The 26815-nt window shown below is 68.6% G+C and carries 24 protein-coding genes; 13 read left to right on the top strand and 11 right to left on the bottom strand.

Going from position 1 to position 26815, the window contains the following annotated elements; translation table 11 throughout:
* On the top strand, positions 1-679 hold a 679-nt coding region (locus D6T64_RS11035), incomplete at its 5' end, for an HNH endonuclease signature motif containing protein (protein ID WP_147364526.1).
* A gap of 22 nt (positions 680-701) precedes the next feature.
* Here the strand turns inward: D6T64_RS11035 and efeB are convergent.
* The 3 genes from efeB to efeU all read right to left on the bottom strand — a co-directional run bounded on the left by efeB (position 702) and on the right by efeU (position 4132).
* Positions 702-2018 (bottom strand): iron uptake transporter deferrochelatase/peroxidase subunit, encoded by a 1317-nt coding sequence (gene efeB / locus D6T64_RS11030; protein WP_119974730.1) that lies wholly within the window; start codon positions 2016-2018, stop codon positions 702-704.
* Between the two features lie 8 nt (positions 2019-2026).
* Positions 2027-3187 (bottom strand): iron uptake system protein EfeO, encoded by a 1161-nt coding sequence (gene efeO / locus D6T64_RS11025; RefSeq protein WP_119974705.1) that lies wholly within the window; start codon positions 3185-3187, stop codon positions 2027-2029.
* Positions 3188-3250: 63 nt separating this feature from the next.
* Positions 3251-4132, bottom strand: coding sequence for an iron uptake transporter permease EfeU (efeU, locus tag D6T64_RS11020; protein WP_119974704.1), 882 nt, complete (start codon positions 4130-4132; stop codon positions 3251-3253).
* Between the two features lie 177 nt (positions 4133-4309).
* Here efeU and D6T64_RS11015 point away from each other — a divergent pair, with 177 nt between their 5' ends.
* The 4 genes from D6T64_RS11015 to D6T64_RS11000 all read left to right on the top strand — a co-directional run bounded on the left by D6T64_RS11015 (position 4310) and on the right by D6T64_RS11000 (position 8359).
* Positions 4310-5293 (top strand): PIG-L deacetylase family protein, encoded by a 984-nt coding sequence (locus D6T64_RS11015; RefSeq protein ID WP_119974703.1) that lies wholly within the window; start codon positions 4310-4312, stop codon positions 5291-5293.
* A 76-nt stretch (positions 5294-5369) separates the two neighbouring features.
* Complete coding sequence (gene fdxA, locus D6T64_RS11010; protein ID WP_119974702.1) at positions 5370-5693, top strand: ferredoxin; 324 nt, start codon at positions 5370-5372, stop codon at positions 5691-5693.
* Positions 5694-5711: 18 nt separating this feature from the next.
* Positions 5712-6827 (top strand): succinyldiaminopimelate transaminase, encoded by a 1116-nt coding sequence (dapC, locus tag D6T64_RS11005; protein ID WP_325049793.1) that lies wholly within the window; start codon positions 5712-5714, stop codon positions 6825-6827.
* 263 nt (positions 6828-7090) lie between these two features.
* A complete protein-coding gene (locus tag D6T64_RS11000) occupies positions 7091-8359 on the top strand; it encodes a citrate synthase (RefSeq protein ID WP_119974728.1) in 1269 nt (422 codons plus the stop codon).
* A 453-nt stretch (positions 8360-8812) separates the two neighbouring features.
* Here the strand turns inward: D6T64_RS11000 and D6T64_RS10995 are convergent, their stop codons facing one another.
* The gene (locus D6T64_RS10995) at positions 8813-11446 is read right to left on the bottom strand and encodes a penicillin acylase family protein (protein WP_119974701.1); all 2634 of its coding nucleotides are present in this window, start codon (positions 11444-11446) and stop codon (positions 8813-8815) included.
* Between the two features lie 281 nt (positions 11447-11727).
* Here D6T64_RS10995 and D6T64_RS10990 point away from each other — a divergent pair, with 281 nt between their 5' ends.
* On the top strand, positions 11728-13209 hold the full coding sequence (locus D6T64_RS10990) for a nitronate monooxygenase (protein ID WP_233551068.1): 1482 nt from the start codon (positions 11728-11730) through the stop codon (positions 13207-13209).
* A gap of 89 nt (positions 13210-13298) precedes the next feature.
* Here the strand turns inward: D6T64_RS10990 and dapD are convergent, their stop codons facing one another.
* Positions 13299-14297 (bottom strand): 2,3,4,5-tetrahydropyridine-2,6-dicarboxylate N-succinyltransferase, encoded by a 999-nt coding sequence (dapD, locus tag D6T64_RS10985; RefSeq protein WP_119974700.1) that lies wholly within the window; start codon positions 14295-14297, stop codon positions 13299-13301.
* Positions 14298-14326: 29 nt separating this feature from the next.
* On the opposite strand from dapD, the gene dapE reads away from it, so the two are divergent.
* The 3 genes from dapE (at position 14327) to D6T64_RS10965 (ending at position 16952) form a co-directional block, all read left to right on the top strand.
* On the top strand, positions 14327-15409 hold the full coding sequence (gene dapE, locus D6T64_RS10980) for a succinyl-diaminopimelate desuccinylase (protein WP_119974699.1): 1083 nt from the start codon (positions 14327-14329) through the stop codon (positions 15407-15409).
* Between the two features lie 17 nt (positions 15410-15426).
* A complete protein-coding gene (locus D6T64_RS10970; protein ID WP_233551060.1) occupies positions 15427-16692 on the top strand; it encodes a hypothetical protein in 1266 nt (421 codons plus the stop codon).
* Positions 16693-16775: 83 nt separating this feature from the next.
* Entirely contained in the window at positions 16776-16952 is a 177-nt protein-coding gene (locus D6T64_RS10965; RefSeq protein WP_119974726.1) for a DUF3117 domain-containing protein, read from the top strand.
* 92 nt (positions 16953-17044) lie between these two features.
* Here the strand turns inward: D6T64_RS10965 and D6T64_RS10960 are convergent, their stop codons facing one another.
* Positions 17045-17677, bottom strand: a complete 633-nt coding sequence (locus D6T64_RS10960; protein WP_119974696.1) for an O-methyltransferase — start codon at positions 17675-17677, stop codon at positions 17045-17047.
* Between the two features lie 87 nt (positions 17678-17764).
* Here D6T64_RS10960 and D6T64_RS10955 point away from each other — a divergent pair, with 87 nt between their 5' ends.
* Both D6T64_RS10955 and ppk2 read left to right on the top strand, forming a co-directional pair.
* Positions 17765-18175, top strand: a complete 411-nt coding sequence (locus tag D6T64_RS10955; protein ID WP_119974695.1) for a Sec-independent protein translocase family protein — start codon at positions 17765-17767, stop codon at positions 18173-18175.
* Between the two features lie 173 nt (positions 18176-18348).
* On the top strand, positions 18349-19101 hold the full coding sequence (gene ppk2, locus D6T64_RS10950; RefSeq protein ID WP_377010477.1) for a polyphosphate kinase 2: 753 nt from the start codon (positions 18349-18351) through the stop codon (positions 19099-19101).
* 21 nt (positions 19102-19122) lie between these two features.
* Here the strand turns inward: ppk2 and D6T64_RS10945 are convergent, their stop codons facing one another.
* Genes D6T64_RS10945 through D6T64_RS10935 form a run of 3 tightly spaced genes read right to left on the bottom strand, consistent with a single transcriptional unit; the run spans position 19123 to position 22238 of the window.
* Positions 19123-20292: an Mrp/NBP35 family ATP-binding protein gene (locus tag D6T64_RS10945; RefSeq protein WP_233551058.1), complete on the bottom strand. Its 1170-nt coding sequence runs from the start codon at positions 20290-20292 to the stop codon at positions 19123-19125.
* Positions 20285-20920: a DUF1003 domain-containing protein gene (locus tag D6T64_RS10940; protein WP_119974694.1), complete on the bottom strand. Its 636-nt coding sequence runs from the start codon at positions 20918-20920 to the stop codon at positions 20285-20287. Before D6T64_RS10940 ends, D6T64_RS10945 begins: the two co-directional genes overlap by 8 nt.
* Entirely contained in the window at positions 20907-22238 is a 1332-nt protein-coding gene (locus D6T64_RS10935) for a magnesium transporter MgtE N-terminal domain-containing protein (protein ID WP_119974693.1), read from the bottom strand. Before D6T64_RS10935 ends, D6T64_RS10940 begins: the two co-directional genes overlap by 14 nt.
* Before the next feature lie 68 nt (positions 22239-22306).
* Between D6T64_RS10935 and D6T64_RS10930 the strand changes: the two genes are divergently transcribed.
* Positions 22307-22870, top strand: a complete 564-nt coding sequence (locus tag D6T64_RS10930; protein WP_233551056.1) for a general stress protein — start codon at positions 22307-22309, stop codon at positions 22868-22870.
* A gap of 34 nt (positions 22871-22904) precedes the next feature.
* Here the strand turns inward: D6T64_RS10930 and D6T64_RS10925 are convergent, their stop codons facing one another.
* Together D6T64_RS10925 and D6T64_RS10920 are read right to left on the bottom strand one after the other, a co-directional pair.
* Positions 22905-24446 (bottom strand): aminopeptidase P family protein, encoded by a 1542-nt coding sequence (locus tag D6T64_RS10925; protein ID WP_119974692.1) that lies wholly within the window; start codon positions 24444-24446, stop codon positions 22905-22907.
* A gap of 106 nt (positions 24447-24552) precedes the next feature.
* Complete coding sequence (locus D6T64_RS10920; protein ID WP_119974691.1) at positions 24553-25650, bottom strand: endonuclease/exonuclease/phosphatase family protein; 1098 nt, start codon at positions 25648-25650, stop codon at positions 24553-24555.
* Positions 25651-25739: 89 nt separating this feature from the next.
* On the opposite strand from D6T64_RS10920, the gene D6T64_RS10915 reads away from it, so the two are divergent.
* Positions 25740-26609: a PHP domain-containing protein gene (locus D6T64_RS10915; protein ID WP_119974690.1), complete on the top strand. Its 870-nt coding sequence runs from the start codon at positions 25740-25742 to the stop codon at positions 26607-26609.
* The last annotated feature ends 206 nt before the right edge of the window (positions 26610-26815 follow it).

Raw genomic sequence — 26815 nt, 5'->3', positions numbered from 1 at the left:
CGACTGGGCCGAAGCCGCGCACGCCCGCATCACCGATATCGCCCGCAGCCTGCAGGGCAAGGATGAAAAACGCACCCTGAGCCAGTTGCGCTCCGACGTCGCCAGCGATCTGCTGTTGCGCGGCGTGACCGAAGACGGCCTGGGGGCCGGCATCGTCGCCACGGTGCACGTGACCGTGCCGGTCCTGACGCTGATGGGCACGAACGACGATCCCGCCACCCTCGAAGGCTACGGCCCGATCGACGCCCAGACGGCCCGTCGGCTGGCCGGCACCGCGACCAGCTGGATTCGTATCCTCACCCATCCCGAAACCGGTGTCGTGCTCTCGGTGAGCAAGAACCCCGACCAGGTGCCGGCAGACCTGAAACGGTTCTTGCAGGTGCGCGACGGCACCTGCCGGTTCGCCGGCTGCAGCCGACCCGCCCGACTCTCCGAGATCGACCACACCCTCGACCGCCAATTCGGCGGGCAAATGAGCCACGACAACCTCTCCCACCTCTGCAAAATGCACCACCTGCTCAAACACCAAACCGGATGGCAACTCGTGCAGGTGACCGACGGCGTGCTGGCCTGGACCGCCCCCACCGGACACGTGTATTACACCGACCCCGCCACCCCGATCCAGGTGGCCTATTCGAAATGGGACGATCCCAACGGCGACGGCACCCCCGCGTTCTGAGCCGCCGTTCTACCCCGCGAGGTTAGGCGAAGAGTGCGGCGCCCACGTAGCTGCCGGCCGCCGCACCCGGAGGCACCGCGAACAGGGCGCTGCCCACGTGGCGGATGTACTCATTGAGGGCATCGTTCTTGGCGAGGCTCAGCTGCACCCGGCTGAACTGCTCGGGCGATCGTTGAAAACTGATGAAGAACAGGCCCGCGTTGAGGCGGCCGAGTTCGTCGTTGCCGTCGACGAAGTTGTAGCCGCGCCGCAGCATCCGCGTGCCCGCGTTCTGGGTGGGATGCGCGAGGCGCACGTGCGCGGCCTGGTCGATCAGCGGAGCATCGGCACGCCCCACGATCGTGAAGTCGGGTTCGGTGAACTCGGTGCCGCCCGAGAGCGGCGCCCCCGCTCCCTTGTTGCGGCCGATCACGGTCTCCTGCTCGCGCAGCAGGGTGCGATCCCAGGTTTCAATCGTCATGCGGATGCGCCGGGCCACCAAATACGACCCGCCAGCCAGCCAGGCGGGGCCGTCATCACTGCCAACCCAGACCTGATCCGTGACCGCGTCGGGCTCCTCGGCCTTGATGTTCGCGGTGCCGTCCTTGAAGCCGAAGAGATTTCTCGGGGTGGCCTGGCTCGTCGAGGTGGATGACGTGCGCCCGAAGCCGAGCTGCGACCAGCGGATGGCCGCCCGACCGAAGGCGATGCGCGACAGGTTGCGGATGGCGTGCACGGCAACCTGCGGGTCGTCGGCGCAGGCCTGGATGCAGAGGTCGCCGTCACTGCGGCCCTCTTCGAGCATGTCCCCGGGAAAGTGGGGGAGGGCGGTGAGCGCCTCGGGGCGGCGGGCCGCGAGGCCGAAGCGATCGGCGCCATCCGCGGTCTGGAACAGCGTCGGCCCGAAGCCGAAGGTAATGGTCAGGCCCGCGGGCGGCAGGCCCTGCGCCTCGCCGGTGTCTTCGGGCGGGGCGTCGTACGGGCCGTTGACGGCGCCGAACTCGCCCACGTCGCGGCCGGCGGTCATCAGGGCGGCAGCCGTGCTCCAGTCCTGCAGCAGTTCGATCAGGTCGGCACGGGTGAGGTCGGCGGCCACGTCGAAAGCGGCGAAGTGCAGGCGGTCCTGCGCGGGGGTGACGATCCCCGCCTGGTGCGCGCCGAAGAAGGGGTAGGTGACGGATGCCCCGGTGGGCGACGCCGCTGCGGCCACCGCGATCGCAGCCCGGTCACCGGCGACGCCGAGTCCGAGGCCCACGGCACCCGCCCCGGCGAGTCCGAACAGGGCTCGCCGGGAGAAGCCGCGCGCGGGTACGGCCGCAGTCTGCGGAGGGCCGTCGGGGTCCACGGTCTTGTCGGTCACGGCACGGCTCACAAGACGAGAGTGGCGGTGAGCTGGTTGAGCGGCTCGGCGAGGGCGTTGACCTGATCGGCGAAGGCGCGGATCTCGGCCGGTGTCAGGTCGGTGTACAGGGTGAAGTCGTCGCCGACCCGCTGGGCGTCGAGCAGCTCCTGCAGCGACGCGAACTCGCTGTCGAGGCTCTCGGCCAGATCGGCGTCTTCTTCGACGAGGATGTCCCGCACGCCCGCGTAGAGCACCGTGGCGCCGTCGATGTTGGCCTGGAAGTCCCAGAGGTCGGTGTGCGACCAGAACTCCTCTTCGCCGGTGACCTTACCGCTGGCGACCTCGTCGAGCAGGCCGATCGCGCCGTTGGTCTGCTGCGACAGGCTGAACGTGAGGTCTTGCACGTTGTCGTTCAGCGTTGCGGTGTCGGCGACGAGCTGCTCGGCCAGGCTCGAGCGCTTTTCCGGCGTGTACGCGGCGAAGCCCGCTTCGGCCTCGGCCGGCCAGAGGTCCTTCTCGATGGCGTGCCAACCGGTCCAGTCCTGGCCCTCTTCGAGGTCGGCCTCCCGCAGGTCGAGCTTGGGGTCGAGGTCGCCGAACGATTCGGCGACCGTCTCGACGCGCTCCCAGTGCATGCGCGTTGCGGCATAGAGCGTGCGGGCGGAGTCGAAGTCACCCGCGACGTAGGCGGCCGCGAAGGCGTCGGTGCCGGTGACGAGCTGGGCGATCTGGTCTTTCACGTACGAGGAATAGTTCGTGTTCGCGGTTTCGACCTGCTGGTCGAGGTTGGCGTTGACGACGGTGCCCGACTCGCTCGGCGTCACCGTGAAGGCGGCCTTGCCGATGCCGTCGCCGACCATGCCGGGCTTGCAGGCGGTGAAATAGCTGCCCTCGGCGAGTTGCACGACGAGGTCGCGGGTGAGGCCGGGGCCGATGTTCTCGGCCTCGCCGACGATGCGCAGGCCGTCGTCCCCGAGCAGGTAGAACTCGGTGACCTGGTCGCCGCTGTTGGTGACGCTGAAGCTCGTGGTGCCGGCGGCGACCTCACTGGCCGAGACGGAGCATCCGTCTGCGCTGCTGTCGACCGTCAGTGCCGGGCCGGCACCTCCCGGGTTGTTCGCGACACAGCCGGTGAGGGCCAGCAGAGCGGCTGATCCGAGAGCGAGGAGGGAGAAACGGGCGCGCATGGGCAATCCTTCGAGTGGGGCGAGGCGGCGGGACAGTTGTGGGGTGAGTAACGCGTGCAGAAATCAGGGCGCGTCGACGGATGCGCGCGGCCGGCTGGCCGCAACCGGCGCCGTGCTCGGTGCCGTGGCCTGCGCCGGGCGCGTGCCCTGGCGGCTGAGCCTGATGAACAGCCCAAGCGTCGGCACGACGTAGGCGACCCAGACGCCCAGCTCGAGCCAGGTGGTGGCGGGGGAGAAGTTCAGGGTGCCCTTCAGCAGCGTGCCGTACCAGCTGTCCGGCGGGATCGCGGCGCTCACGTTGAAGGCGAGGGCATTCAGGCCCGGCAGCAGGCCGGCTTCCTGCAGGTCGTGCACGCCATAGGAGAGCACGCCGGCGGCGACGACGATGAGAATTGCGCCGCTCCAGGTGAAGAATCGGGCCAGGTTGATCTTCAGCATCCCCGCGTAGATCAGCCAGCCGAGGGCAATCGCCGTGACGATACCGAGCGCGGCTCCGGTCAGCGGCAGCGCCGTCTGGCCCGTCGCCTGCACCGCGGCCCAGAGAAACAGTGCGGTCTCGATGCCCTCGCGGCCCACGGCGAGAAAAGCCACGACGACGAGGCCGAGCCCGGAGCCGACCAGGTGGTGGTCGATGTTGCTGCGCAGGTGGCCCGAGAGGTTGCGGGCGGTGCGCAGCATCCAAAACACCATCCAGGTCACGAGCCCGGTCGCCACGATCGACAGCAGTCCGCCGATGGTCTCCTGTGCCGTGAAAGACAGGCCGTACGTGCCGAAGGTCAGCACTGCGCCGATGCCGAGCGCGAGCAGCACGGCCAGGCCGACCCCGAGCCAGATGCGCGGGATGAGGTCGCGGCGGTCGAGCTTGACGAGGTACGCGATGAGGATGGTGACGATCAGCGCGGCTTCGAGGCCTTCACGCAGGCCGATGAGGTAGTTTGCGAGCACGCGGTCTTCCGGTCAGGGTTTCCAGAGCAGGTAGAATGTTCCGAGAAACGTGGAAAAAGCTAGGCAAGGCTATCCTTACCAACTGAGACTCTAGTGCCGGGGCCGGTGGCTGTCTAGTTAGAATTCGTCGAGGGCGCCCGTGATGCGCTTTCCCACCCCTCCATCAGGGAGTTCTCCATGGTCATGTCCGGAAACGGCGAATCGGTCGTCTTCGTGCACGCCCGCCCCGGCGACGAGTCCCGGCTCACCGGCGGCACCATCGCGCGGCTGCGCTCGGCCGGCGCCCCCGTGCTGCTCCTCTTCGAACACGATGCACCCGCCGCCGACACGGCCCCAGAACTCGACGCCGCCGCGTCGGCTCTGGGCGCGCTCGACTGCCGACTGGTTCCGAGCGCCGGCACCGAAACATCCGTCGAGGCCGTCGGTCTGGATGCCGGGCTTGATGCCTATTTCGCCGAGGTGCTGGGTGAAACCTGGGCGACCGCCGTGGTCATCGGCGCAGCCTCAGAGCGGATGCGCGCGGCCGCCGTGCACGCGGCGCACGTCGCCGGCATCCCGGCCTTCCTCACCCGCGGGGTAGCCGAGGCCACCGGGGAACGCCTGACCGCGATCGACGTGAGCGACCAGGTCGACGAGAAACTCGCCGCGCTGGCGGCCTATCCCTCCCGTTGGACGATTGACGGCCGCACCCTCCTGCTGGCAGACGGCACGCGACAGACCGTCAGCGGCGCCGAGACGTACAGCCGGCTCGACGCGCCGCATCCACCGCCGCCGCCGGCGCCGCCGACGCTCATGACCCGGCTCGGGGCAGGCGCCCTCGGCCTCGTCGTGGGCGCGGTGTTCGCGGTGCTCGGCACGATCGCACACCAGGCCACGATCGAGATCGGTGCCCTGTCGCTGCCGATCGGCCTCGTGATCGCGCTCACCGCCGCGTGCGCCCTGCTGGTGGGGCTGCGACTGGTGCTGCGCGACCGGCTCGTGGTCGGGCTCACCGCCGCCGGGCTGCTGCTCACCTCGTTCACGCTGTCGTTGCGCGGAGTCGGCGGGTCGGTGCTCGTGCCCGAAGGCCTCGCGGGCACGCTCTGGACGATCGTTCCGGCCTTCGTGGCTGCCCTCGTGCTGGCCTGGCCGACAATTTCGGTGACCCGCCGCACGCGGTAGACTGCTGTTTCTGCTCCTTAAGGGGTTGTTCTGCTCGTGACGGGCCGTGTTTGCCCGTGAAAGGACCGTGGATTTAGTGACGTATGTGATCGCTCTGCCCTGTGTGGACGTGAAGGACCGGGCCTGCATCGACGAGTGCCCCGTGGACTGCATCTACGAGGGTGAACGCTCGCTCTACATCCACCCCGACGAGTGCGTCGACTGCGGCGCCTGCGAACCGGTCTGCCCGGTCGAGGCCATCTACTACGAAGACGACCTGCCCGAGCAGTGGGCCGACTACTACAAGGCCAACGTCGAGTTCTTCGACGACATCGGCTCCCCGGGAGGCGCGGCCAAGGTCGGCGTGATCGCCAAGGACCACCCGGTCATCTCCGTACTGCCGCCGCAGGTCGAACACTAACCACCCACGGTCACCGTCGTGCTGAAGCCCCTTCCCGACTACCCGTGGGACCAGATGGTCCCCTTTGCGACGCGCGCCCGCGCGCACGTCGGCGGCATTGTCGATCTGTCGATCGGCTCGCCGGCCGACCCCACCCCCGATGTCATCCGCGCGGCTCTCGCGGCGGCTACGGATGCCCACGCCTACCCGCAGACGGCCGGCACGCCCGAGCTCGCGGCCGCGATCACCGACTGGTACGCGCGCCGCAGGGGAGTGCCCGGCCTCACGAGCGCGCAGGTGCTGCCCACGATCGGGTCGAAAGAACTCGTCGCGCTGATGCCCTTCATGCTGGGCCTCGGCGAAGGCGACACGATCGTGCATCCGCTCGCCGCCTACCCGACCTACGCGATCGGCGCGGCGATGGCCGGGGCGGATGCCCTCGCCTGCGACGACCCCGCGCTGTGGCCGGCCACGACGAAGCTGATCTGGCTGAACAGCCCGGGCAATCCCGACGGCCGGGTGCTGTCGGTGGCGGAGCTGCGCGCATCCGTCGCCCGGGCCCGTGAGCTCGGCGCGCTGATCGTGAGCGACGAGTGCTATGCCGAACTCGGCTGGGAGGCGCCGTGGAACTCGCCGTCGTCGGCCAGCACCGCGATCCCGAGCATCCTCGACCCGCGCGTCACCGACGGCGACACCCGCAATGTCATCGCGATCTACTCGCTCAGCAAACAGTCCAACATGGCCGGCTACCGGGCCGCGTTCGCCGCGGGCGATGCCGCCGTGCTCGCCCGCCTCTTGACCGTGCGCAAGCACGCCGGGCTCATGCTGCCGGCGCCCCTGCAGGCGGCGATGATCGCCGCCCTCGGCGACCCCGACCATGTCGACGTGCAGCGCGAGAAGTACCGGGCGCGTCGCTCGGTGCTCCTACCGGCGCTGCTCGATGCGGGCTTCCGCATCGACCACAGCGAAGCCGGACTCTACCTCTGGGCAACCGAGGGTCGACCGGCCTGGGACTCGATCGACTGGCTCGCCTCGCGGGGCATACTGGCTGGTCCCGGCCCGTTTTACGGCGACCACTTCGCCGAACACGTGCGCTTCTCCCTGACGGCAACCGATGAGCGCATCGCCGCGGCGGCCGCTCGACTGCGGGCCTGAGCCGGGCTTCGCGGCCCGGTGGGGGGCGGCGGTGGGGGCCCCCTGCACTGGGCTGTCGGATAACGCCAATGAATCCGGCGATCTGTTAGCGGATGCGACAGTAGGCGGCCGGGCGGTTTAGGCTGTAGTCGCGACAGCGTTGCCCAGGCTTTTCTTTCTGCGACGTATCGACACACCCATTCGTCAGTGATATCCAGGGAGGCTCCGTGACCGACGTCGCGCAGCAATTAGCATCCGGTGATCAGAAGACCATCGACCCGAACATGGTCACTCTCACGTTCCCGGGAGGGTCCGCAGAGTTTCCGATTCTGACCAGCGTGGACGGCGTGTCCAGCATCGACATTTCGACGCTGACCAAGAAGACCGGGCTCACGACGCTCGACTACGGCTTCGTCAACACCGCGGCCACCCGGTCCGCGATCACCTATATCGACGGCGAGGCCGGCATCCTGCGTTATCGCGGGTATCCGATCGAGCAGATCGCCAAGAACTCGAGCTTTCTCGAGACTGCTTGGCTACTCATCTACGGCGAGCTGCCGTCCAAGCTCGAGCTCGAGAACTTCGACGACAAGATTCGTCACCACACGCTGTTGCATGAAGACATGCGCAGCTTCTTCGCGTCGCTGCCGCACAAGGCCCACCCGATGAGCGTGCTCGCCTCCGGCGTCTCGGCACTGTCCACGTTCTACCAGGACTCGCTCGACCCGAAGGACCCCGCGCAGGTCGAGATTTCCACGATCCGACTGCTGGCCAAGCTGCCGGTCATGGCCGCTTACGCGCACAAGAAGAGCGTTGGCCAGGCCTTCCTGTACCCCGACAACTCGCTCAGCTTCGTCGACAACTTCCTCAAGCTGAACTTCGGCAACCGTGCCGAGCCCTACGTGGTCAACCCCGTCGTCAGCAAGGCCCTCGAACGCTTGCTCATGCTGCACGAAGACCACGAGCAGAACGCGTCGACCTCGACCGTGCGCCTGGTCGGTTCGACCGAGGCGAACCTCTTCGCGTCGGTGTCCTCCGGCATCAACGCCCTCTTCGGCCCGCTTCACGGTGGCGCCAACGAAGCCGTGCTGTCGATGCTCGGTGAGATCAAGGCATCCGGTGAAGGCGTCGAGCGCTATGTCGAACGGGTCAAGAACAAGGAGCAGGGCGTCAAGCTCATGGGCTTCGGCCACCGGGTCTACAAGAACTACGACCCGCGCGCGACCCTGGTCAAGGAGAGCGCCCACGAGGTGCTCGCCGCCCTCGGCGTGAAGGACGACCTGCTCGACATCGCGCAGGAACTCGAACACCTCGCCCTCAGCGACGACTACTTCAAGGAACGCAAGCTCTACCCCAACGTCGACTTCTACACCGGAGTCATCTACAAGGCGATGGGGTTCCCGACCCGCATGTTCACCGTGCTCTTCGCGATCGGCCGCCTGCCCGGCTGGGTCGCGCACTGGCGTGAGATGAACGAGGATCCGGCCACCAAGATCGGTCGCCCGCAGCAGCTCTATGTCGGCTCGCCGGCCCGGGACTACCCCGTTCGCTAACGCCGGTGCTAGCTGGCCCGGTGCTAGCTGGCCCGGTGCTAGCTGGCCCGGTCGCTCAGTGGGCACTTTCTGGCTTCTCGTTCCCGAGGTGCCAGCACTGGGCCCGTGAGCCCGACCTGCAGCACGCGACTTGCCAAGAAATGCCCCATGACTCGATTCAAGGGGCATTTCTTGGCCTCTCGTGTGGTCACCGGGCGTCTCATGAGGCGTTCTCTGGCTTCTCGCGCGCGAGTGGGCGCATATCGCCCCATGGGTTTCACGAGTGGGCGCATATCGCCCCTTGAATTCGCTCCAAGGGGCGATATGCGACCACTCGCGCGGCGGTGGGCGAGTTCATGGGGCGGTTTGCGCCCACTCGCACCAGATCCTTGTGTCCTTGTGTCCTTGTGTCCTTGTGTCCTTGTGTCCTTGTGTCCTTGTGTCCTTGTGTCCTTGCGTTCTGCCTCCGGCCTCTCAGCCACCGGCATCCGCCACCGGAGTCAGCGTCAGCCGGTTGCGCATCCCATCCTCCACGGCTGCCCGCGTGAACCGCCACGGCCGCGTCTGCTGGTTCTGCCACAGCGGCGCCTGGTCGACGTAATTCGGGTGGAAGGCGTGCCCCGACGCGCCGGTCAGATTCACCCAGGTCGACGCGTCGAAGTCGGCGAGGTCTACCACGAGCCGCATCGACGGCACCCAGTTCGCGTCAAACCCTTCTCCATAGCCTCCGTTGGCGTCCCAGCCGACGGCATTCACAACGGATGACCCACCCGCCACCGCATACGGCCCCCGGTTGAAGAGCCACTCCAGCGGCGCGATGCCGCTCGTGCCGAAGCTTGCGTGGGTGAGTTCGAGCTCGTGGATCTGCCCCCACTCCCAGCGCTCTGGGTTGGATCCGAGCAGGTCGCGCGCTTCGGCAGCGGCGTCGACGAGGGCCCGGGCCAAAGCCAGGTCGCGTGGGCCGGAGGCCGCTTCGGGAAGGTCGGCGTAGGCATCCCCTCGCTGATCGACAGCGGTCGTGGCTGCCGCCGCCGCGTTCACCCACCGTTCCGAGTCGGGCTGCCCGAGCAGCGTTTCCACGACCGCGAACGACCGTTGCCCGCCAACCATCGCGGTTCCCTCCGGCAGGTCGGCGAACAGCTGCTCGAGCAAAACCCGCCAGAACACGCTGAAGTATGCCGCCGCGCCGCTGCCCGCCTCGAGCTCGAAGTCCCAGCCATCGAACAGCTCGCGGGCGGCCGCGGTGTCACCGCTGACCGGAAGGGCCTGCAGCACCGGCACCAGGGCCGCGGCGATGGCACTGTGGTTGTCGCCCTGGATGTCGCTCATCATCGCCGCGGTCATCGGCGTGCCGGCGTCGACGAGCTGCTGCAGCCGCCCGGTGATCTGCTCGGCCCGGTAGCCCTGGTCCCAGTCCGCGGTCAGCAGGTAGGGGTAGTCGGGGCCGACGGCAGCGTTGTTGGCCGAGACGATGTATCCGCTGGCCGGGTTGTAGACCTGGGGCAGGGCATCGAACGGGATCGTGCCGGTCCAGCCGTACTCACTGGTCCAGCCCGGAACCGGCACCGTGCCGTCGCCCGTGCGCCGTACCGGGATCGCCCCGGGTGCCTGGTAGCCGATGTTGCCGTCGACGTCGGCGTACATCAGGTTCTGCGCCGGCACGTCGAAGAGGCTCGCGGCGGCGCGAAAGCTCGTGAAGTTCGTCGCACTGTTCAACGCGAAGATAGCGGATGCCGTGCGCCCCGGCGTCAGGGCCGTCCACTGCAGCGACAGCTCGGTTTTCGTCGCGCCCGAGATGCGTTCGAAGTCCGTACCGGCCAGCCCGCTCACCAGCGGCCCGTGCTCGGTCGCGCGCACGTCGATCGTCACCGGGCCGCCGCCGGCGACAAGGATCGTCTCCTGCCGCACGGTGAGGGGCTTCTGCTGCCCGTCGTATTCGTAGCTGTCACCGGTGACCCGCTCCAGGTACAGGTCGGCGACGTCGGGGCCGAGGTTGGTGAAGCCCCAGGCGATGCGCTGGTTGTGGCCGATCACGACTCCGGGCAGCCCCGCGAAGCTGTAGCCGGCGACGTCGAAGGGGCAGTCGGCGGTGACGCTTCGGCAGCGCAGCCCGACCTGGTACCAGACCGACGGCAGCGCGGGCCCCAGATGCGGGTCGTTGGCGAGCAGCGGCGCGCCGGTCGCGGTGTGGGCGCCGGAGACGACCCAGGAGTTCGAGCCGATCTCCCCGCCGGCCGGGCCGAGTAGCTCGGGCAGGGTGGCGAGACGCGCGCGCAGGTTGCTCAGCACCGCTCGGGTGTCGCCCGTGGCGACGGATGCCTCGGCGGGGGGACCCGGGGCATCCGTCGCCGTGGTCGCGGCGGTGGCGACCGGGGCTGTCTCGAGGGCCGTACCGTCGACGATTGTCGGGTGGGAGTCGTAGGGATACGTGGGGTGCAGGCCAGCGACCTGCTCGGGGGTGAGGTCCGCGCCGAGCAGGGCACGGTCGATCTCGTCGTCGAGGTTGGAGCGCAGGTCCCAGGCCATCGCCTTGAGCCAGGCGACGGAATCCGCCGGGGTCCAGAGCTCGGGCTCGTACTCGGGGTTCTGCAGCCCGAGCACCGCGTATTCGAGCGAGAGTTCGGCGCCGCGGTGGGTGTCGAGATAGGCGTTCACTCCCTCGGCGTAGGCCTCGTAGTAGCCGAGGGTGGTCGGGTCGAGCTGGGCGACCTCGGCCTCGGCGACGACCCGCCAGCCGAGGGTGCGGATGAAGGTGTCGGTGGGTAGCTGGCTCTCGCCGAACAGTTCGGCGAGCCGTCCGCTCGTCACGTGTCGGCGAAAGTCCATCTCCCAGAACCGGTCCTGGGCGTGCACGAAGCCCTGGGCGCGAAACAGGTCGCCCGCGGTGTCGGCGACGATCTGCGGCACCCCGGCCTCGTCGCGGTAGACGGTCGTCTCGGCGTCGAGGCCGGCCAGTTCGAGGGTTCCGGCCAGCTGCGGGAACGAGCGGGTGACGGTGAAGACGCCGACCCCGGTCGCGATGAGCACGAGCACCACGAGGGAGGCGAGCAGAAGGATCCCGGCGTGCACGCGTCGGTGCCGCTTGCTGCGGGGTAGATCGGTGCCCATGCCACTCCCTTGTGACCTGCCGTGCTCGTGCTGGCCGTGTTCTCGAGATCACGGCCGTGTGGCAACACCGTAGCAGCGCGCGGCCCGGCTCAGCCCGACCCCGTCACGCGAGTGAGCAGTTTTTGCACTTCCCGGGCCCGGGAAGTGCATATATTGCTCACTCGCGAGATGACCGCGGCTCGCGGGCGCGGTCTGCGACGTATGACGGAGGCGGAATATGTACGGGAATACGCTTTGGGTAGGCCCACAGCAGTGGGATTCGTAGCTGAAAGGTTCGCCTGATGACCCTGCTCGAGATGACCACGTCACCGGTGACCGCCAGCCCGATGCAGCCGCTCATGCAGCCGCTGTCACGGGCGCTGCCCACGATCATCCAGGGCGGCATGGGCGTGGCCGTGTCCTCGTGGCAGCTGGCCCGTGCCGTCGCCCAGACCGGGCAGCTCGGCGTGGTCAGCGGCACGGCCCTCGACGCGGTGATCGCCCGCCGCCTGCAGGACGGCGACGAGGGTGGCGATATCCGCCGCGCGCTCGAACACTTCCCGGTGCCGGCCCTCGCCGACCGGATTCTGCAGAAATACTTCCGGGAGGGTGGCCGCGCCCCGGGTATTCCGTACCTTCCGATCGCGAAGCTGAGCCAGCATCCGCTCGTGAAATCGCTCGAGCTGTCCGTCGTGGCGAACTTCGCCGAGGTGTGGCTTGCTAAGGAGGGCCACGATGGCCTCGTCGGCATCAACTTTCTCGAGAAGGTGCAGCTCGCCACACCGAGCGCCGCCTACGGGGCGATGCTCGCCGGCGTGGACTATGTGCTGATGGGCGCGGGAATCCCCGCCGAGATTCCTGCCCTGCTGAACGCGCTCGCCCGGCACGAGGCCTGCGCGCTCGACCTGCATGTCGAGGGCTCCAGCACTCGCTACTCCGTCGAGTTCGACCCCGACTCCCTGACCGGCGGGGGACTGCCACCGCTGCACCGCCCCCGGTTCCTGGCGATCGTCGCCGCCCACGTGCTCGCCGTCTACCTGACCCGGGAAGAGTCGACCCGGCCCGACGGTTTCGTCATCGAGGGCCCGCGAGCCGGCGGGCACAACGCCCCGCCGCGCGGCCGTGGCGCCCTCGACGAGGATGGCCAGCCGGTTTACGGCCCCCGGGACGACGCCGACCTGGCCAAGGTCGCCGCGGTCGGCCTGCCGTTCTGGGTCGCCGGCGGTTACGGCACCCCCGACAGGGTCGCCGACGCCCTCGCGCTCGGAGCGGCCGGCGTTCAGGTCGGCACCCTGTTTGCCCTCGCGCGCGAGTCCGGCCTCGACGACTCCCTCTGGGCGCAAGTCCTCGGCGAACTCGAAGGCTCCGGCCTGCAGATTCGCACCGACCCGCTCGCGTCATCGACGGGATTCCCGTTCAAGGTCGCGACGCTGCCCGGCACCCTCTCCGATGGCGACCTCTACGAGCAACGCCCCCGCCTGTGCGACCTCGGCTACCTGCGGGTTCCTTACGAGCGCACTCCCGGAGTGCTCGGCTACCGCTGCCCGGCCGAGCCGGTCGCGACTTTCGTGCGCAAGGGCGGCTCGGCCGAGGAGGCGGCTGGCCGCAAGTGCCTCTGCAATGCCCTCACCGCGAACGTTGGCCTCGGCCAGACCCGCCGCGACGGCTATGCCGAGGTTCCGCTGGTCACCCTCGGCACCGACCTCGCGGGTGTCACCGCTTTACTGGCCGCGCACCCCGCCGGCTGGTCCGCCGCCGACGCCGTCGCCTACCTCGAGGGCTGACCCCGTCAGGTTTCGCGAGTAAGCAATAAGTGCACTACCCGCGAGCGGGAAGTGCACTTATTGCTCACTCGCGGGAGAGAATGGCGCGCTTAGGCGTGCAGGGCCTCGTTCAGCACGATGCCCGAGCCGCTGCGGGCGAGCACCTCGACCGCGCCGCTGAGCGAATTACGGCGGAACAGCAGGTTCGGCACGCCCGAAAGTTCGACGGCCTTGACCGTCTGCGGTGCCCCGTCGGCCGTTCGGGGCGAGCCGACGAGCACGACCTTGGTGCCGGCCGTTACGTAGAGTCCGGCTTCGACGACGGTGTCGTCGCCGATCGCGATGCCGACCCCCGAGTTCGCGCCGAGCAGCGCGCGGGCGCCGATCGACACCCGTTCGGTACCGCCGCCCGACAGGGTGCCCATGATGGATGCTCCGCCGCCGATATCCGCTCCGTCACCGACCACAACGCCCTGCGAAATGCGGCCCTCGACCATGGATGACCCAAGCGTGCCGGCGTTGAAGTTCACAAAACCCTCGTGCATCACGGTGGTGCCGGGGGACAGGTGGGCTCCGAGCCGCACGCGCGAGGCATCCGCGATGCGCACCCGGTCGGGAATCACGTAGCTGAGCAGCGGCGGGAACTTGTCCAGGCCCGTCGCCGAGATACCGTGCCGTTGCAGCGCCGGCCGCAGGCGGGCGAAATCGGCGGGCAGCACCGGGCCGGCGTTGGTCCAGACCACGTTCGGCAGGTGCGCGAAAATACCGTCAAGGTTGATGCTGTTCGGCTTGACGAGCAGGTGCGACAGCAGGTGAAGGCGCAGGTAGGCATCCGAGGTGCTCGCCGGCGGAGCCTGCAGCTCGATTTCGATCGTGACCGCTCCGACGTGCACGGCCCGGCGTGGGTCGTCACCGGATGCCGCATCCAGCTCCGCGGGCACGATCCAGCGGTCCCGTTTGGCCGGCAAGGGGCCCAGCTGAGGCTGCGGAAACCAGGTGTCGAGCACCGTGCCCTCGTCGGCGACGGTCGCGAGGCCGTAGCCCCAGGCGTGGGTCGGGGTGGGGGACAGATCGGGGACAGGGGACTCTGGGGGCACGACGGCAGACATGCATCTAGATTAGTAGAGTGCCTGAGACCATGATTCTGAACCTGTCCGCGTCCGTCATCGACATCACCCGGCAGCTCTGTGATCTGGAATCGGTATCGGGCAACGAGACCCCGCTCGCCGATGCGATCGTGGCGGCGCTCGCCGGCTGCGATCACCTGGAGATCATCCGCGACGGCGACACCATCGTCGCCCGCACCGACCTCGGCCGCACGCAGCGGGTCGTCATTGCCGGCCACATCGACACCGTCCCGCTCAACAACAACCTGCCGACCCGCTTCGAAACCCTCAAAGGCGTCGACTACCTCTGGGGCCGCGGCACGGTGGACATGAAGGCCGGCGTTGCCGTGCAGCTGAAGCTCGCCGCCGAGCTCGTGGCCCCCGAGGTCGACGTGACCTGGATGTGGTACGACCACGAGGAGGTCTCCGACGACCTCAACGGCCTCGGCCGCCTCGCCCGCAACCGCCCCGACCTCTTCGCGGGCGATTTCGCGATTCTCGGCGAGCCGACGAACGGCCGCATCGAGGGTGGCTGCAACGGCAACCTCCGGGTCGAGATTCGCTCTTTCGGGCTGCGGGCGCACTCCGCCCGGGCCTGGGTCGGCGAGAACGCCATCCACAAGGCCGCACCGATCCTGAACATCCTCGCCGCCTACGAACCGCGATCGGTCGAGGTGGAAGGCCTCGTCTACCGCGAGGGCCTCAATGCCGTCGGCATCACCGGCGGTATCGCCGGCAACGTCATCCCCGACGAGTGCATGGTGCACGTGAACTACCGTTTCGCGCCGAGCCGCAGCGGCGCCGAGGCCCTGGCCCACGTGACCGAGCTGTTCCCCGGCTACGACCTGACCGTGGTCGACCTGGCCGGGGGCGCTCGCCCGGGCCTCGACGCCCCCCTCGCGCAGCAGTTCCTCGCCGCGGTCGGTGGCGGCGACGCGATGCCTAAGTACGGCTGGACTGATGTGGCCCGGTTCTCGGCGCTCGGCATGCCCGCCGTCAACTACGGGCCCGGCGACCCGCTCAAGGCGCACGCCGACGACGAACGTGTTGCCCTGACCCAGATCACTGACTGCGAAACCGGTCTGCGATCGTGGCTCACCGCCCCCGCGCAGTAGCCGGCCCGGCGTCCGGCGTGACCGGCACGGCCCCGCCCGCGCGCGCGTCGCCGCGAATGCACGCGGCGTCGGCGGCCCCGAGATCCTCGTCGATACCCTCGTCGGCACCGGCCGGGCCGCGCTGGCTGCGCCCGTGGTGGGCGCAGGTGATGCTGATCTGGGCCGCCTCCCGCGTGATCACGACGACCCTGGTGTCGATTCTCGCGAGTGTGCAGGGCCCCAACGCCTGGACCGGTGCCAGCCCGGGCTACGCCGATTTTGCCACCATGTGGGACGCCCACTGGTACAACATCGTCGCGGTCGTCGGTTACCCGTCGGCGCTCCCGATCACCGACCTCGGGGAGATCGGCGAGAGTGCGTGGGCGTTCATGCCCGGCTATCCCTCCCTCGCCCGACTGCTGATGGAGCTCAGCGGCCAGCCCTGGGAACCCGTGGCGGTCTTAGTCTCCGTGGTCTTCAGCCTCGGCACAGCGCTGCTCCTCTTTCGGCTGATGAGCCGGGTACTCGACGACTCCGCCTCCCGGTTCGCGGTGGTGCTGTTCTGCGTCGCCCCGCTCTCACCGATGCTGCAGTTCGGCTACGCCGAGTCGATGTACCTGTTTTTTCTCACCCTCGCGCTGTTGCTGTTGCTCGAGCGTCGCTACGCACTGCTCTTTCCGGTCATCGCGGTGATGGCCCTGACCCGGCCGAGCGGGCTGGCCTTCGCCCTCGCGCTGGCCCTGCACGTGATCTACCGCTGGTTCACCCGGGCAGCGGATGCCTTCCCGCTTCGGGAACGGGTGCTCGCCGCATCCGTCGCCGTCTTCAGCGGGGTGATGGGGCTCGCCTGGCCGGCAGCCGCCTGGATCGTGACCGGCAGCATGACCGCGTACACCGATACCGAACTGGCCTGGCGGGCGCCGTATATCGGCTATGTGGAACTCATTCCCTTCACGGCATGGTTTCAGGGTGGCCTGTGGTGGCTGGGCATGCCGCTCGGGATACTCGCCGTGGTGGCGCTGATCCTCGGCTTCACCATGCTGATGTTCACTCCTGCCGTGCGACGGCTGGGAGTTGACCTGCGCCTGTGGGTGGCCAGTTACGGACTCTACCTACTGGCGGTGTTCTTTCCCCAGTCGAGCACCTTCCGGCTGCTGATGCCGATGTTCCCGCTGCTCGGTGCTGTCGCCCTGCCGCGCAGCCTCTGGTACCGGGTCGGCGTGGTCGTGCTGTGCATTCTGGGCCAATGGGGGTGGCTGCTGCTCTGTTGGGGGGTAGACGGCGCGGACTGGACGCCCCCGTAGAAATGACTGCGCGCGGCGGGGCAATTTTCCTCCGCGCCGATAATGGTCGATAATGGTAGTAATCACTGATGGAAGGGGAGTTCATGGCGGCCATGAAGCCACGGACCGGAGACGGTCCAATGGAGGCTGTAAAAGAGGGGCGCCTCATTATTGTGCGTGTTCCGCTCGAAGGTGGAGGCCGACTTGTCGTCTCCGTGAACGATGCAGAGGCCAAGGAACTCCACGATGCTCTCGCCGGGGTCGTCAACCCCGTCAAGTAGTAAATACGTTAGACAATCTTAAGAAGGCCGCCCAGAATCTGGGCGGCCTTCTTTAGTGTTGTCGAAGAAGTGTTGTGGAAGACTTCCCTGCCTCAGGCGCGCAGTTTGGTGATCTGCAGCAGGCCGTCGCCGACGGGGGAGAGGGCGCTGATCACGGCGTTGCTCGAGGCGATCTCGGTGAGCAGGGTTCGAAAGCCGGTGGCGACGTCGTCGCGCTGGGCGGGGTTCGCGACCCGGCCGCGCCAGAGGGCGTGGGCGACGAGCACGGTGCCGCCCGGCCGGGCCAGGCGCAGGCCGTGCTCGACGTATTCGATGACCGACTGCGGGTCGGCGTCGATGAAGACGATGTCGTAGGAGTTCTCATTCATGCGCGGCAGTACCTCGGCCGCGCGCCCGGTGATCAGCCGCACCCGGTTGGCCGGGATCTTCGCCTCGAGGTAGTTCGCCCGGGCGTGCTGTTGGTGATCGATCTCGGTGTCGATCGAGGTCAGGGTCGCGCTCGGCGACCCCGTGAGCAGCCAGATTCCCGAGACACCCGCGCCGGTGCCGACCTCGAGGATGCTGCGTGCCCCCGTCGCCGCGGCAATGACGGCGGTCTGCGCCCCGACAGACGGGGCGATCGCGTCGATGCCGAGTTCGAGGGATTGCTGCCGCGCACGCGCGACCGCGTCGGATTCCACGACGGAGTCGTCGGAGAATTTCCAGTTCAGTTCAATGTCAGACACGATGCCAATCCAGTTGATGATTAGGTCAAGACTAGGGCCGCCACACCCGTGGTCAGGGGAGGCCTCGCCGGGGGTTATTCTGGGGATATGTTTGGGTTGACGTTCGAAAAGCTCCTGCTGATCGGGATTATCGCCGTCTTCCTGCTCGGCCCGGAACGTCTTCCCCACTACGCCGCGCAGCTGGCCCGTCTGGTGCGCCGACTGCGCGACATGGCCAACGGTGCCAAGGATCGCATGCGGGACGAGATGGGCCCGGAATTCGACGACCTGGACTGGAAAAAGCTCGACCCGCGCCAGTATGACCCGCGCCGCATCATTCGCGAAGCCCTGCAGGAAGATCCCGCCGATCCGACGGCGAAGGGCCAATCGGCGTCTGGTCCGGCGACCATCTCGCGCGGGGCATCCGCCCCCGATTGGGCCGCGGCCCAGCGCCAACGCGCCGCCGACCGCAGCCTCGCCGCCGCCCTGCCGGCTCCCTTCGATTCAGAAGCCACCTGAGCGACCCGTTGCCACTTCAGCCCATTCAGACCCTTCAGGCCGTTGAGGCCCACAGCTAGTCCCACTAGTCAGGAGAAATCGTGTCGGAGACCGAACAGCCCGCCCCGGTGCAGCGCGTCAACAAGGTCCTCTATGAGGCGGAACTTCGCCGCCTGCAGGCCGAGCTCGTCACCATGCAGCAGTGGGTGAAGGCATCCGGTGCCCGCGTCGTGGTGATCTTCGAGGGCCGGGACGCGGCCGGCAAGGGGTCCGCGATCAAACGCGTCACCGAGTACCTCAATCCGCGCATGGCCCGCATCGTGGCCCTGCCGATGCCCACCGAACGCCAGCGCGGGCAGTGGTATTTTCAACGCTACATCGAGCACCTGCCGACCTCGGGCGAGATCGTGCTGATGGACCGGTCCTGGTACAACCGGGCCGGCGTCGAGCGGGTGATGGGCTACTGCACCGCCGATGAGTATCGGCGGTTTCTGCACCAGGCTCCCTTATTCGAGCGGATGCTGGTCGAAGACGGAATCCTCGTGGTCAAGTACTGGTTCTCCGTCAGCGACCACGAGCAGGAGAAACGGTTCCGCTCACGCCTGAACGACCCGATGCGCCGGTGGAAGCTCTCGGAGACCGACGTGCTGTCGATCACCAAGTGGGCGGACTATTCCAAGGCGAAAGACGAGATGTTCGTGCACACCGACATCGCCGAGGCACCCTGGTGGGTCGTCGAGAGCGAGGACAAACGCGCGTCCCGGCTGAACATGATCAACCACCTGCTCTCGCTCGTACCCTATGAGCACACCGACCCGCCGAAGGTGCACATCCCGCCGCGTCCGCCGGACTCCGACTACGAGCGTCCGCCGAGGGAGCTCAACCACTCGGTGCCCGACCACGCGGCCACGCTCACGCAGAAGAAGAAGAAAAAGAAGAAGTCGTAGCGCCGGGCCTGGCGCCGGGCGTCAGCGGGGACTGATGCCGAGACTGCGGCCGGACAGTCCCCGCGCCCGCGTCGCCAGGCGCGCAGCCACGGTCTGGATCATGACCGCGGCCGGGTCATCCGGGTTCGACAGCACGATCGGGGTGCCGGTGTCGCCGCCGCTTCGCAGCGGCACGCTGAGCGGCACCTGCGCCAGCAACGGCACGGCTGCCAGCGGCTCGCTCTCACTCAGCCGCCGGGCCACCTCGAGGCCGCCGCCCGAGCCGAAGATCTCGAGCACACTGCCGTCGGGCTGCGCCATTCCCGACATGTTCTCGATCACGCCGTAGAGTGTCTGCCCGGTCTGCCGGGCGACGATACCGCTGCGCACCGCGACGTCGGCCGCGGCGGGCTGCGGGGTCGTCACGACGATGACCTCGGAGTGCGGCAGCAGCTGCCCGACGGTGATCGCCACATCGCCGGTTCCGGGCGGCAGATCGAGCAGCAGCACGTCGAGATCCCCGAAGTAGACATCCGTCAAAAATTGGGAGATGGTGCGGTGCAGCATCGGGCCGCGCCAGGCGACGGCGACCGAGGGGTCGTCGACGAACATGCCGATCGAGATGACCTTCACATCGTGGGCGACCGGCGGCAGGATCATCTCCCCGACCTGGGTCGGTTTCACGGCGAGGCCGTCGTGCACGAGACCGAGCAGGCCCGGAATCGAGAAGCCGTAGACGTCGGCGTCGATGATGCCCACGCGGAGCCCGCGGCCGGCGAGGGCCACGGCGAGGTTCGCGGTGATGGTGGACTTGCCCACGCCGCCCTTGCCGCTCGTGATCGCGTAGATGCGGGTGAGGGAGTCCGGGCCGAACTGGGTGACGCGGGTGGCCGCACCGCCGCGCAGCCGCTCGGTCAGAATGGTGCGCTGCTCGCGGGTCATGACCGTGACGACCACCGTGGCGTTGCCGGCGCCGACGACCGACTCGGTCGCGGCAAGCACATCGGCCTCGATGCGGGTGGCGGCGGGGCACCCGGCGATGGTGAGGCGGATGCCCACGGTCGCCGCTCCGTCGTCGTCCACGTCGACCCCGGCCACCATGTCCAGCTCGGTGATCGGCCGACGAATCTCGGGGTCGATGACGAGGCCCAGGGCCGCGAGCACCGCCGACTCGGTCGGAGTGGGAGCGGTGGTCTGGGGGGTGTCAGTCAAGGGCAGATCTTCCTGTGCGTTCGCGTTCGGTGCGCTCCCGCGCAGAACGGTTGCGCTCGGTGCGGTCAGGTCGGTCGGTTGGTGCCGGGCGGGTGAGCCCGGCGGCTTCGGCGGCGTCAGCGGCTTCGGCCTCGTCGGCCGCGTCGAGGATCTCCAGCAGTGCCCGCAGTTCGCTGCGGATGAAGTCCTTCGAGGCGAGATCTTTCATGGCGATGCGCAGGGCGACGACCTCGCGGGCGAGGTACTCGGTGTCGGCGAGGGTGCGTTCGGATCGTTGCCGGTCCTGTTCGAACTGCACCCGGTCCCGGTCGTCTTGACGGTTCTGGGCGAGCAGGATCATCGGCGCCGCATAGGAGGCCTGCATCGACAGCACCAGGGTCAGCGCGATGAAACCGAGCGACACCGAGTCGAACCGCCAGGACGGCGGGGCGAGGGTGTTCCAGAGGATCCAGGAGATCGCGAAGACGGTCAGCCCGAGCAGAAACCACGGGGTGCCCATGCCGCGGGCGATGGCTTCGGTGAACCGGCCGAAGCGGTCGTTTCCGGCGCCGCGCCGGCCGCCGAGGGTGCCCGAGCGCAGGCCTTTCGGCGCGTCGAGGCGCAGGCCGGCCTTGCTAGCCCTGGCCATGACCCAGCCTCCGAGCGCCCGGCAGGGGGATACTGCCGGTCTTCAGGTGCGTGCGCGCGACCGCCCGGTGGTGCACGTCGTCGTTGCCGTCCTGGCTGCGCCAGTCATCGGGCAGCAGGTAGTCGAGCACGTCGTCGATCGTGACGACCCCGACCAGGCGGTGGTTGTCGTCGACGACGGGCACCGACACGAGGTCGTAGCTGGCGAGGATGCGGGACACTTCGGCCGCCGAGGTATCCGCGGTGACGGGATCCAGGCCCTGGTCGAGCAGCGTGCCGAGGCGTTCGTGGGGCGGGTAGCGCAGCATCCGCTGAAAATGCACCATGCCGAGGAACCGGCCGGTGGGGGCCTCGTAGGGTGGCAGCGTCACGCAGATCGCCGCGCCGAGAGCCGGGGCCAGATCATGGCGACGGATGCGCGCGAGCCCCTCCGCCACGGTGGCGTCGGCCGAGACGATGACCGGCTCGGTGGTCATCAGCCCGCCGGCGGTGTCGGGGGCGTAGGACAGCAGAAAGCGCACGTCCTCGGCCTCTTCGGGCTCCATCAGGTCGAGCAACTGCTCGCCGCGCTCCTCGGGCAGCTGGGCGATGAGGTCGGCAGCGTCGTCGGGCTGCATCTGGTCGAGCACGTCGGCGGCGCGGGCGTCACCGAGGATTGTCAGGATGCCGACCTGGTCGCTCTCCGCCATCTCCTCGAGCACGTCGGCGAGGCGGTCGTCGGGCAGTTCGCTGGCGACCTCGAACATGCGCTCCCGCGGCAGGTCGAGCAGCGTGTTGGCGAGGTCGGCGGGCTTGAGGTCGGAGTAGGTGGCGATGAGCTGCTCCGCCGACTGGGCCTGGCCCTCGGTTGACTTCTCGTGCACCTCGCCCCAGGTCACGAAGTCGGTGACGCCCTTGTTGAACGGAGAGGCCGTGGCCTTCGGGCGGCGCACGAAGAGCTGGCTGATCTCCCACTCGGCCTCGTCGGTCTCTTTCATCGCGACGTCTTCGATGGTCGCGTCGCCGGTGCCGTTGTTAAAGGCGACCGTGCGGCCGAGCAGTTCCGCGATCACGCGCACCTCGCCGCCACGCTGTTCGAAGCGGCGCACGTTGATGAGGCCGGTCGTGATGATCTGGCCGCTGCCGATGCTCGTCACCCGGCCGATCGACACGAAGACCCGGCGTTTGCCGGGGATTTCGACGATCAGTCCCACCACGCGGGGCGGGTCGCTTTTTCGATAGACGACCAGGACATCGCGCACCTTGCCGACGCGGTCTCCCGCGGGGTCGAAGACGGTGCACCCGGCCAAACGGGCGACAAATACTCTGGTGGCACTCACAGTACAAATCTAGGCCACGTGAGGCGTTCTGCCGTCCGGCGTCATGGGGGGCGTGGAAGAATGACACCATGAGTTCACCCAGCCCCTTCCCCCGACGCGGCGCCCAGCTGACGCCGACTCTGCCCAAGGGCGAGGTCATGGCGACCTACAACACCTATGCCGAGGCCCAGGCTGCGGTGGATCGGCTGGCCAAAGCCGATTTTCCCGTGAAACAGCTTTCGATCGTGGGCAACGACCTCAAGAGTGTCGAGCGGGTGACCGGAAAACTGACCTGGGGCCGCGTTGCACTGGCGGGGGCGGCATCCGGTGCCTGGCTCGGAATCTTCTTCGGCCTGCTGTTCTTCCTGTTCTCCCCCGACGGATCGAGCCTGCCGTTCGTGTTCGCGGCGGTGCTGATCGGTGCCGGTTTCGGCATGATGTTCGGCCTCGTGAGCTACGCGATCAACCGTCGTCGCCGGGACTTCACGTCGACGATGCAGGTGATCGCCAGCAACTACCAGGTGATCGTCGACGGAACCCTCGTGAACCGGGCCCGCAACCTGTTGACCGGCCAGGGCGAGCCGCTCGTCGAAGCCGCCCCGGCCCCCGTGCCTTCACCCGAGGTTCCTGAAGGCCCGCGCGACACCGCCTGACCCCGCGTGGGGGCCGGCGGATGCCGCGGCCCACTCAGGCGGTCAGCGTCGCGATCCAGGCTTCCACATCGCTGGCAGTGCGGGGGATCGCCGCGGACAGGTTCTCGCCGCGGGTCTCCGTGACGAGGATGTCGTCTTCGATACGCACGCCGATGCCGCGGAACTCCGCCGGCACGGTGAGGTCGTCCGGCTGGAAGTACAGGCCCGGCTCGATCGTGAAGACCATGCCCGGTTCCAGCACACCGTCCATGTACATGTCCCGGCGGGCCTGGGCGCAGTCGTGCACGTCGAGGCCGAGGTGGTGGCTGGTGCCGTGCACCATGTAGCGGCGGTGGTGGCCGTTGTCGGGCAGCACGGCCTCCTCGGCGGTGACCGGAAGCATTCCCCAGGCGGCCGTGTGCTTCGCGATCACGGCCATGGCGGCGGCGTGCACGTCTCGAAAAATGGCGCCCGGGCGAACCACGGCGAGGGCGGCATCCGCTGCCTCGCGCACCGCCTCGTAAACCTGGCGCTGCACGGGGCTGAACGTGCCGTTCACCGGCAGGGTGCGGGTGATGTCGGCGGTGTAGTAGCTGTCGAGTTCGACGCCGGCGTCGAGCAGGATCACGTCGCCGGGAACGAGGGGGCCGTCATTGCGGGTCCAGTGCAGGATGCAGGCGTGCGGGCCGGAGGCGGCGATGGTGTCGTAGCCGACCGCGTTGCCGTCGCTGCGGGCGCGGGTATTGAAGACTCCCTCGACGAGGCGTTCGCCGCGTGCGTGGCTGCTGGAGCGCGGCAGGTCGCGGATGACGTCGTCGAAGCCGCGGGCGGTGGCGGCGACGGCGAGGCGCATCTGGGCGATCTCGTATTCGTCTTTGACGAGGCGCAGTTCGGACAGGTCGCGGGCGAAGTGCACGTCGGGGTCGTGGGCGCCGTTGATCTCCACGCTGAAGGGGGAGTCGGCCGCGTTCGAGCCGAGCACCCGCTCGGCGGCGAAGCGCAGGCGGGCCTCGTCGACGCGGTCGGTGAAGGCCGTGTCGGCCTCGCGCACCACGAGGGTTTCGGAGTCGGTGACGTCGAGCACGCCGGCGAGGTCGGCGATACCGCACACGGTGAGGCCGAGGTCGCTGGCGACCTGGGCGATCGAGGGACGCGGGCCGATCCAGAATTCGCCGATCTCCGGGTTGGCGTAGAACTCGTCGGAGTCGCGTCCGGCGCGCTCCCGAAAGTAGAGGGTCGCGTCGTGGCCGTTGCCGGTGGGTTCCAGAACGAGCACGGCGCCGGGCTCGCTGTCGCTGCCCCAGCCGGTCAGGTGCGCGAAGGCCGAGTGGGCGCGGAACGCGTAGTCGGTGTCGTTGGAGCGCTGCTTCAGGCTGCCGGCGGGCACGATGAGGCGCTGGCCGGGGTACTGGGCGCTGATCCGGGCGCGGCGGGCGGCCGCATAGGGGGCCTGCTCACGGGAGGCGGGGAGCACGTCATCTCGTTCGGCCCACTGGCTGGAGATGTAGGACTTGAAGCCCGCCGAGCCCGGGGTGGTTGATCGGTTTTCATTGGTGCGTGCCGGAGCGGTCACGGTGGTGGTGCGGGTAGTAGCCATTTATCCATTCTGGCATTGCCGCCTGAGTTTGGCCCGGCATCCGTTGTGCTGACTGCCGGGTGCAGCCGCCGGGCCCCACGGCGGGGTGCAGCTGCGGGCGTGGAGATCAGGCGGGCGAGAGCGTCGCGACGACCGGGCGGTGGTCGCTGCCGGCGCCGTCGAGAGAATCGATGACACGCACATCGTCGACCTGCCAGTTCGGCGTCGCCATGACGTGGTCGATCGGGCTGCCGAGCAGGGCCGGCATACGTGTTGGCCAGGTACCGACCGCGCCGGAGCCGACCGCGCTCGCCGCATCGATGCATTCGCCCAGCACCGCCGCGGGAGATTCCGCAGTGGATGCCGCCCGCCCGGCCATGTGGTCGAGCGTCGCGTTGAAGTCCCCGGCCATGATCACGTTGGCCGGTGTCGAACCGTTCCCGCTGCACTGCTCGGCCAGCCAATCGAGGTCGGAGCGCCAGTTCGACATCTCATAGCGGATGGGCGCAACCGCGTGCACGGCCACGATTGTCGGGCCGGTGGCGGCCGTGGGGGTGGCGACGACGGTGGGGAGTACGTTGGTGTTGCCGGGCGGTCCGGAGCCGGCCGCCGACGTGACGGTGTAGTCGCCGAGGTCCGGGCTGATGAGTACGGTGGTCGAGCGGGCTTTAGAGACGAGGTCGAAGGCAACCGTGTGCACCCACATCGGCCGGCCGGCGGCTCGCATCAGCTCGGCGATGGCGACGCCGGTCTCTTCGGTGGTCTCGGGCAGCGTGACGACGTCGGCGCCTTCGGCGAGGGCCAGTTCGGCGATGACCGACGCGCCCGGAGCGTCGCCGAGGGTGTTCCAGCTGAGCACCGTGACGGCATTCGCTGTGCCGCGGGTCACGGGCGTCGTAGCGTCTGACGGGCCCGACGCTTCGGCACCCGCGACGAGCGCGTCGGTGTTGCCGAGGCCGCGTTCGGCGAGAATGGTCGCGTTGACCGCACCGAACAGCACCGTCAACACCAGCAGAATGGCGACCGTGCGACTGCGACGAATCACCAACAGGGCCAGCATCAGCAGGGCCCCGGCAGTGGCGGCCACGACAAAGGCCCCCCGGAACGAGACCGCGTGCGCGACAATCCATGTGTTCTGCAGCCCGACGGCTTGCGGCCAGGTGAGCACGACGAGGCCGGCCGCGAGCAGGGTCGCGGTGAGTGCGCGCAGGATTCGGGTGAACATAGACCGATCACACTAGGCGAGGAGTCTGGGCGCATGCCGGTCGGGACAGCACGGTTCGCGCGGTGCGGGCACCCAACTAACATGGGGGAATGTCAGCACATGTGGGCTTCCCGGGGCCGATCGACCTGCACACCCACTCCAGTGTGTCCGACGGCACGGAAACCCCCACGGAACTCGTGCGTGCCGGCGTCGCCGCGGGCCTGGGTACCATGGCGCTCACAGACCACGATTCCACCGCCGGCTGGGCCGCGGCCAGTGCCACCGCGCGGAGCACCGGAATCACGCTCATCCCCGGTATGGAGTTCAGCACCCGTGTGGGCTACGCCAGCGTGCACCTGCTGGCCTACCTCTTCGACCCGACGGATGCCGCGATCGTCGCCGAAACCACCCGCATCCGTGCCGCCAGAGTCACCCGGGCCGAACAGATGGTCGCGCGCATCGGGCTCGACTACGCCCTGACCTGGGCGGATGTTCTCGCCCAGACCACGCCCCACGCCACCGTCGGGCGCCCCCACATCGCGGATGCCCTGGTCGCCCGCGGGCACGCCCTCACCCGCAGTGACGCTTTCGCCGGAATCCTGCACTGGAAGGCGGGCTACTACCAGCCGCACTACGCGCCCGACCCGCTGAAGGCGGTGCGCCTGGTGCGGGCGGCCGGGGGAGTGCCGGTCATCGCGCATCCGGCGACGCGCGGAGTTGATGACGTGATGGCGGAGGCCCGCCTGGTCGAACTCGTCGATGCCGGACTGTTCGGGCTGGAGCTTGAGCACCGGGAGAACCGGCCGGAGGCCAAGGCACGGCTCTATCACCTGGCCGAGAAATACGGACTGGCCGTGACGGGCTCGAGCGATTACCACGGAGAGGGTAAGCCGAACCGTCTGGGCGAGAACACCACACCGTCCGAGGTACTCGAGCGCATTGTCGCCGAGGCCACCGGGTCGGCCCCCGTCACGCCCTGACGCTCCTGCCGCCCGCCGCCCGCGCGCGACGTGCGCGGGTGCTGCGCCGCTGCGCGGGTACTTGCGCCGCTGCGCGGGTGCTGCGCCCCGGTGGGGTTGGCCGTTTGTGAGCTGCGCGGTACTTGCGCCGCTGCGCTGTAGGCGCGCCTACAGCGCAGCGGCGGAACTGTCGCGCGCCGCGGCACCAAGCTAAATCGCCCGGTGCT

It is taken from the genome of Cryobacterium melibiosiphilum (genome assembly GCF_003602235.1).
Taxonomy (GTDB): Bacteria; Actinomycetota; Actinomycetes; order Actinomycetales; family Microbacteriaceae; genus Cryobacterium; species Cryobacterium melibiosiphilum.
The sequence above is the reverse complement of the archived record's forward strand: the minus strand, read 5'-3'. Positions and strand labels throughout refer to the sequence as shown.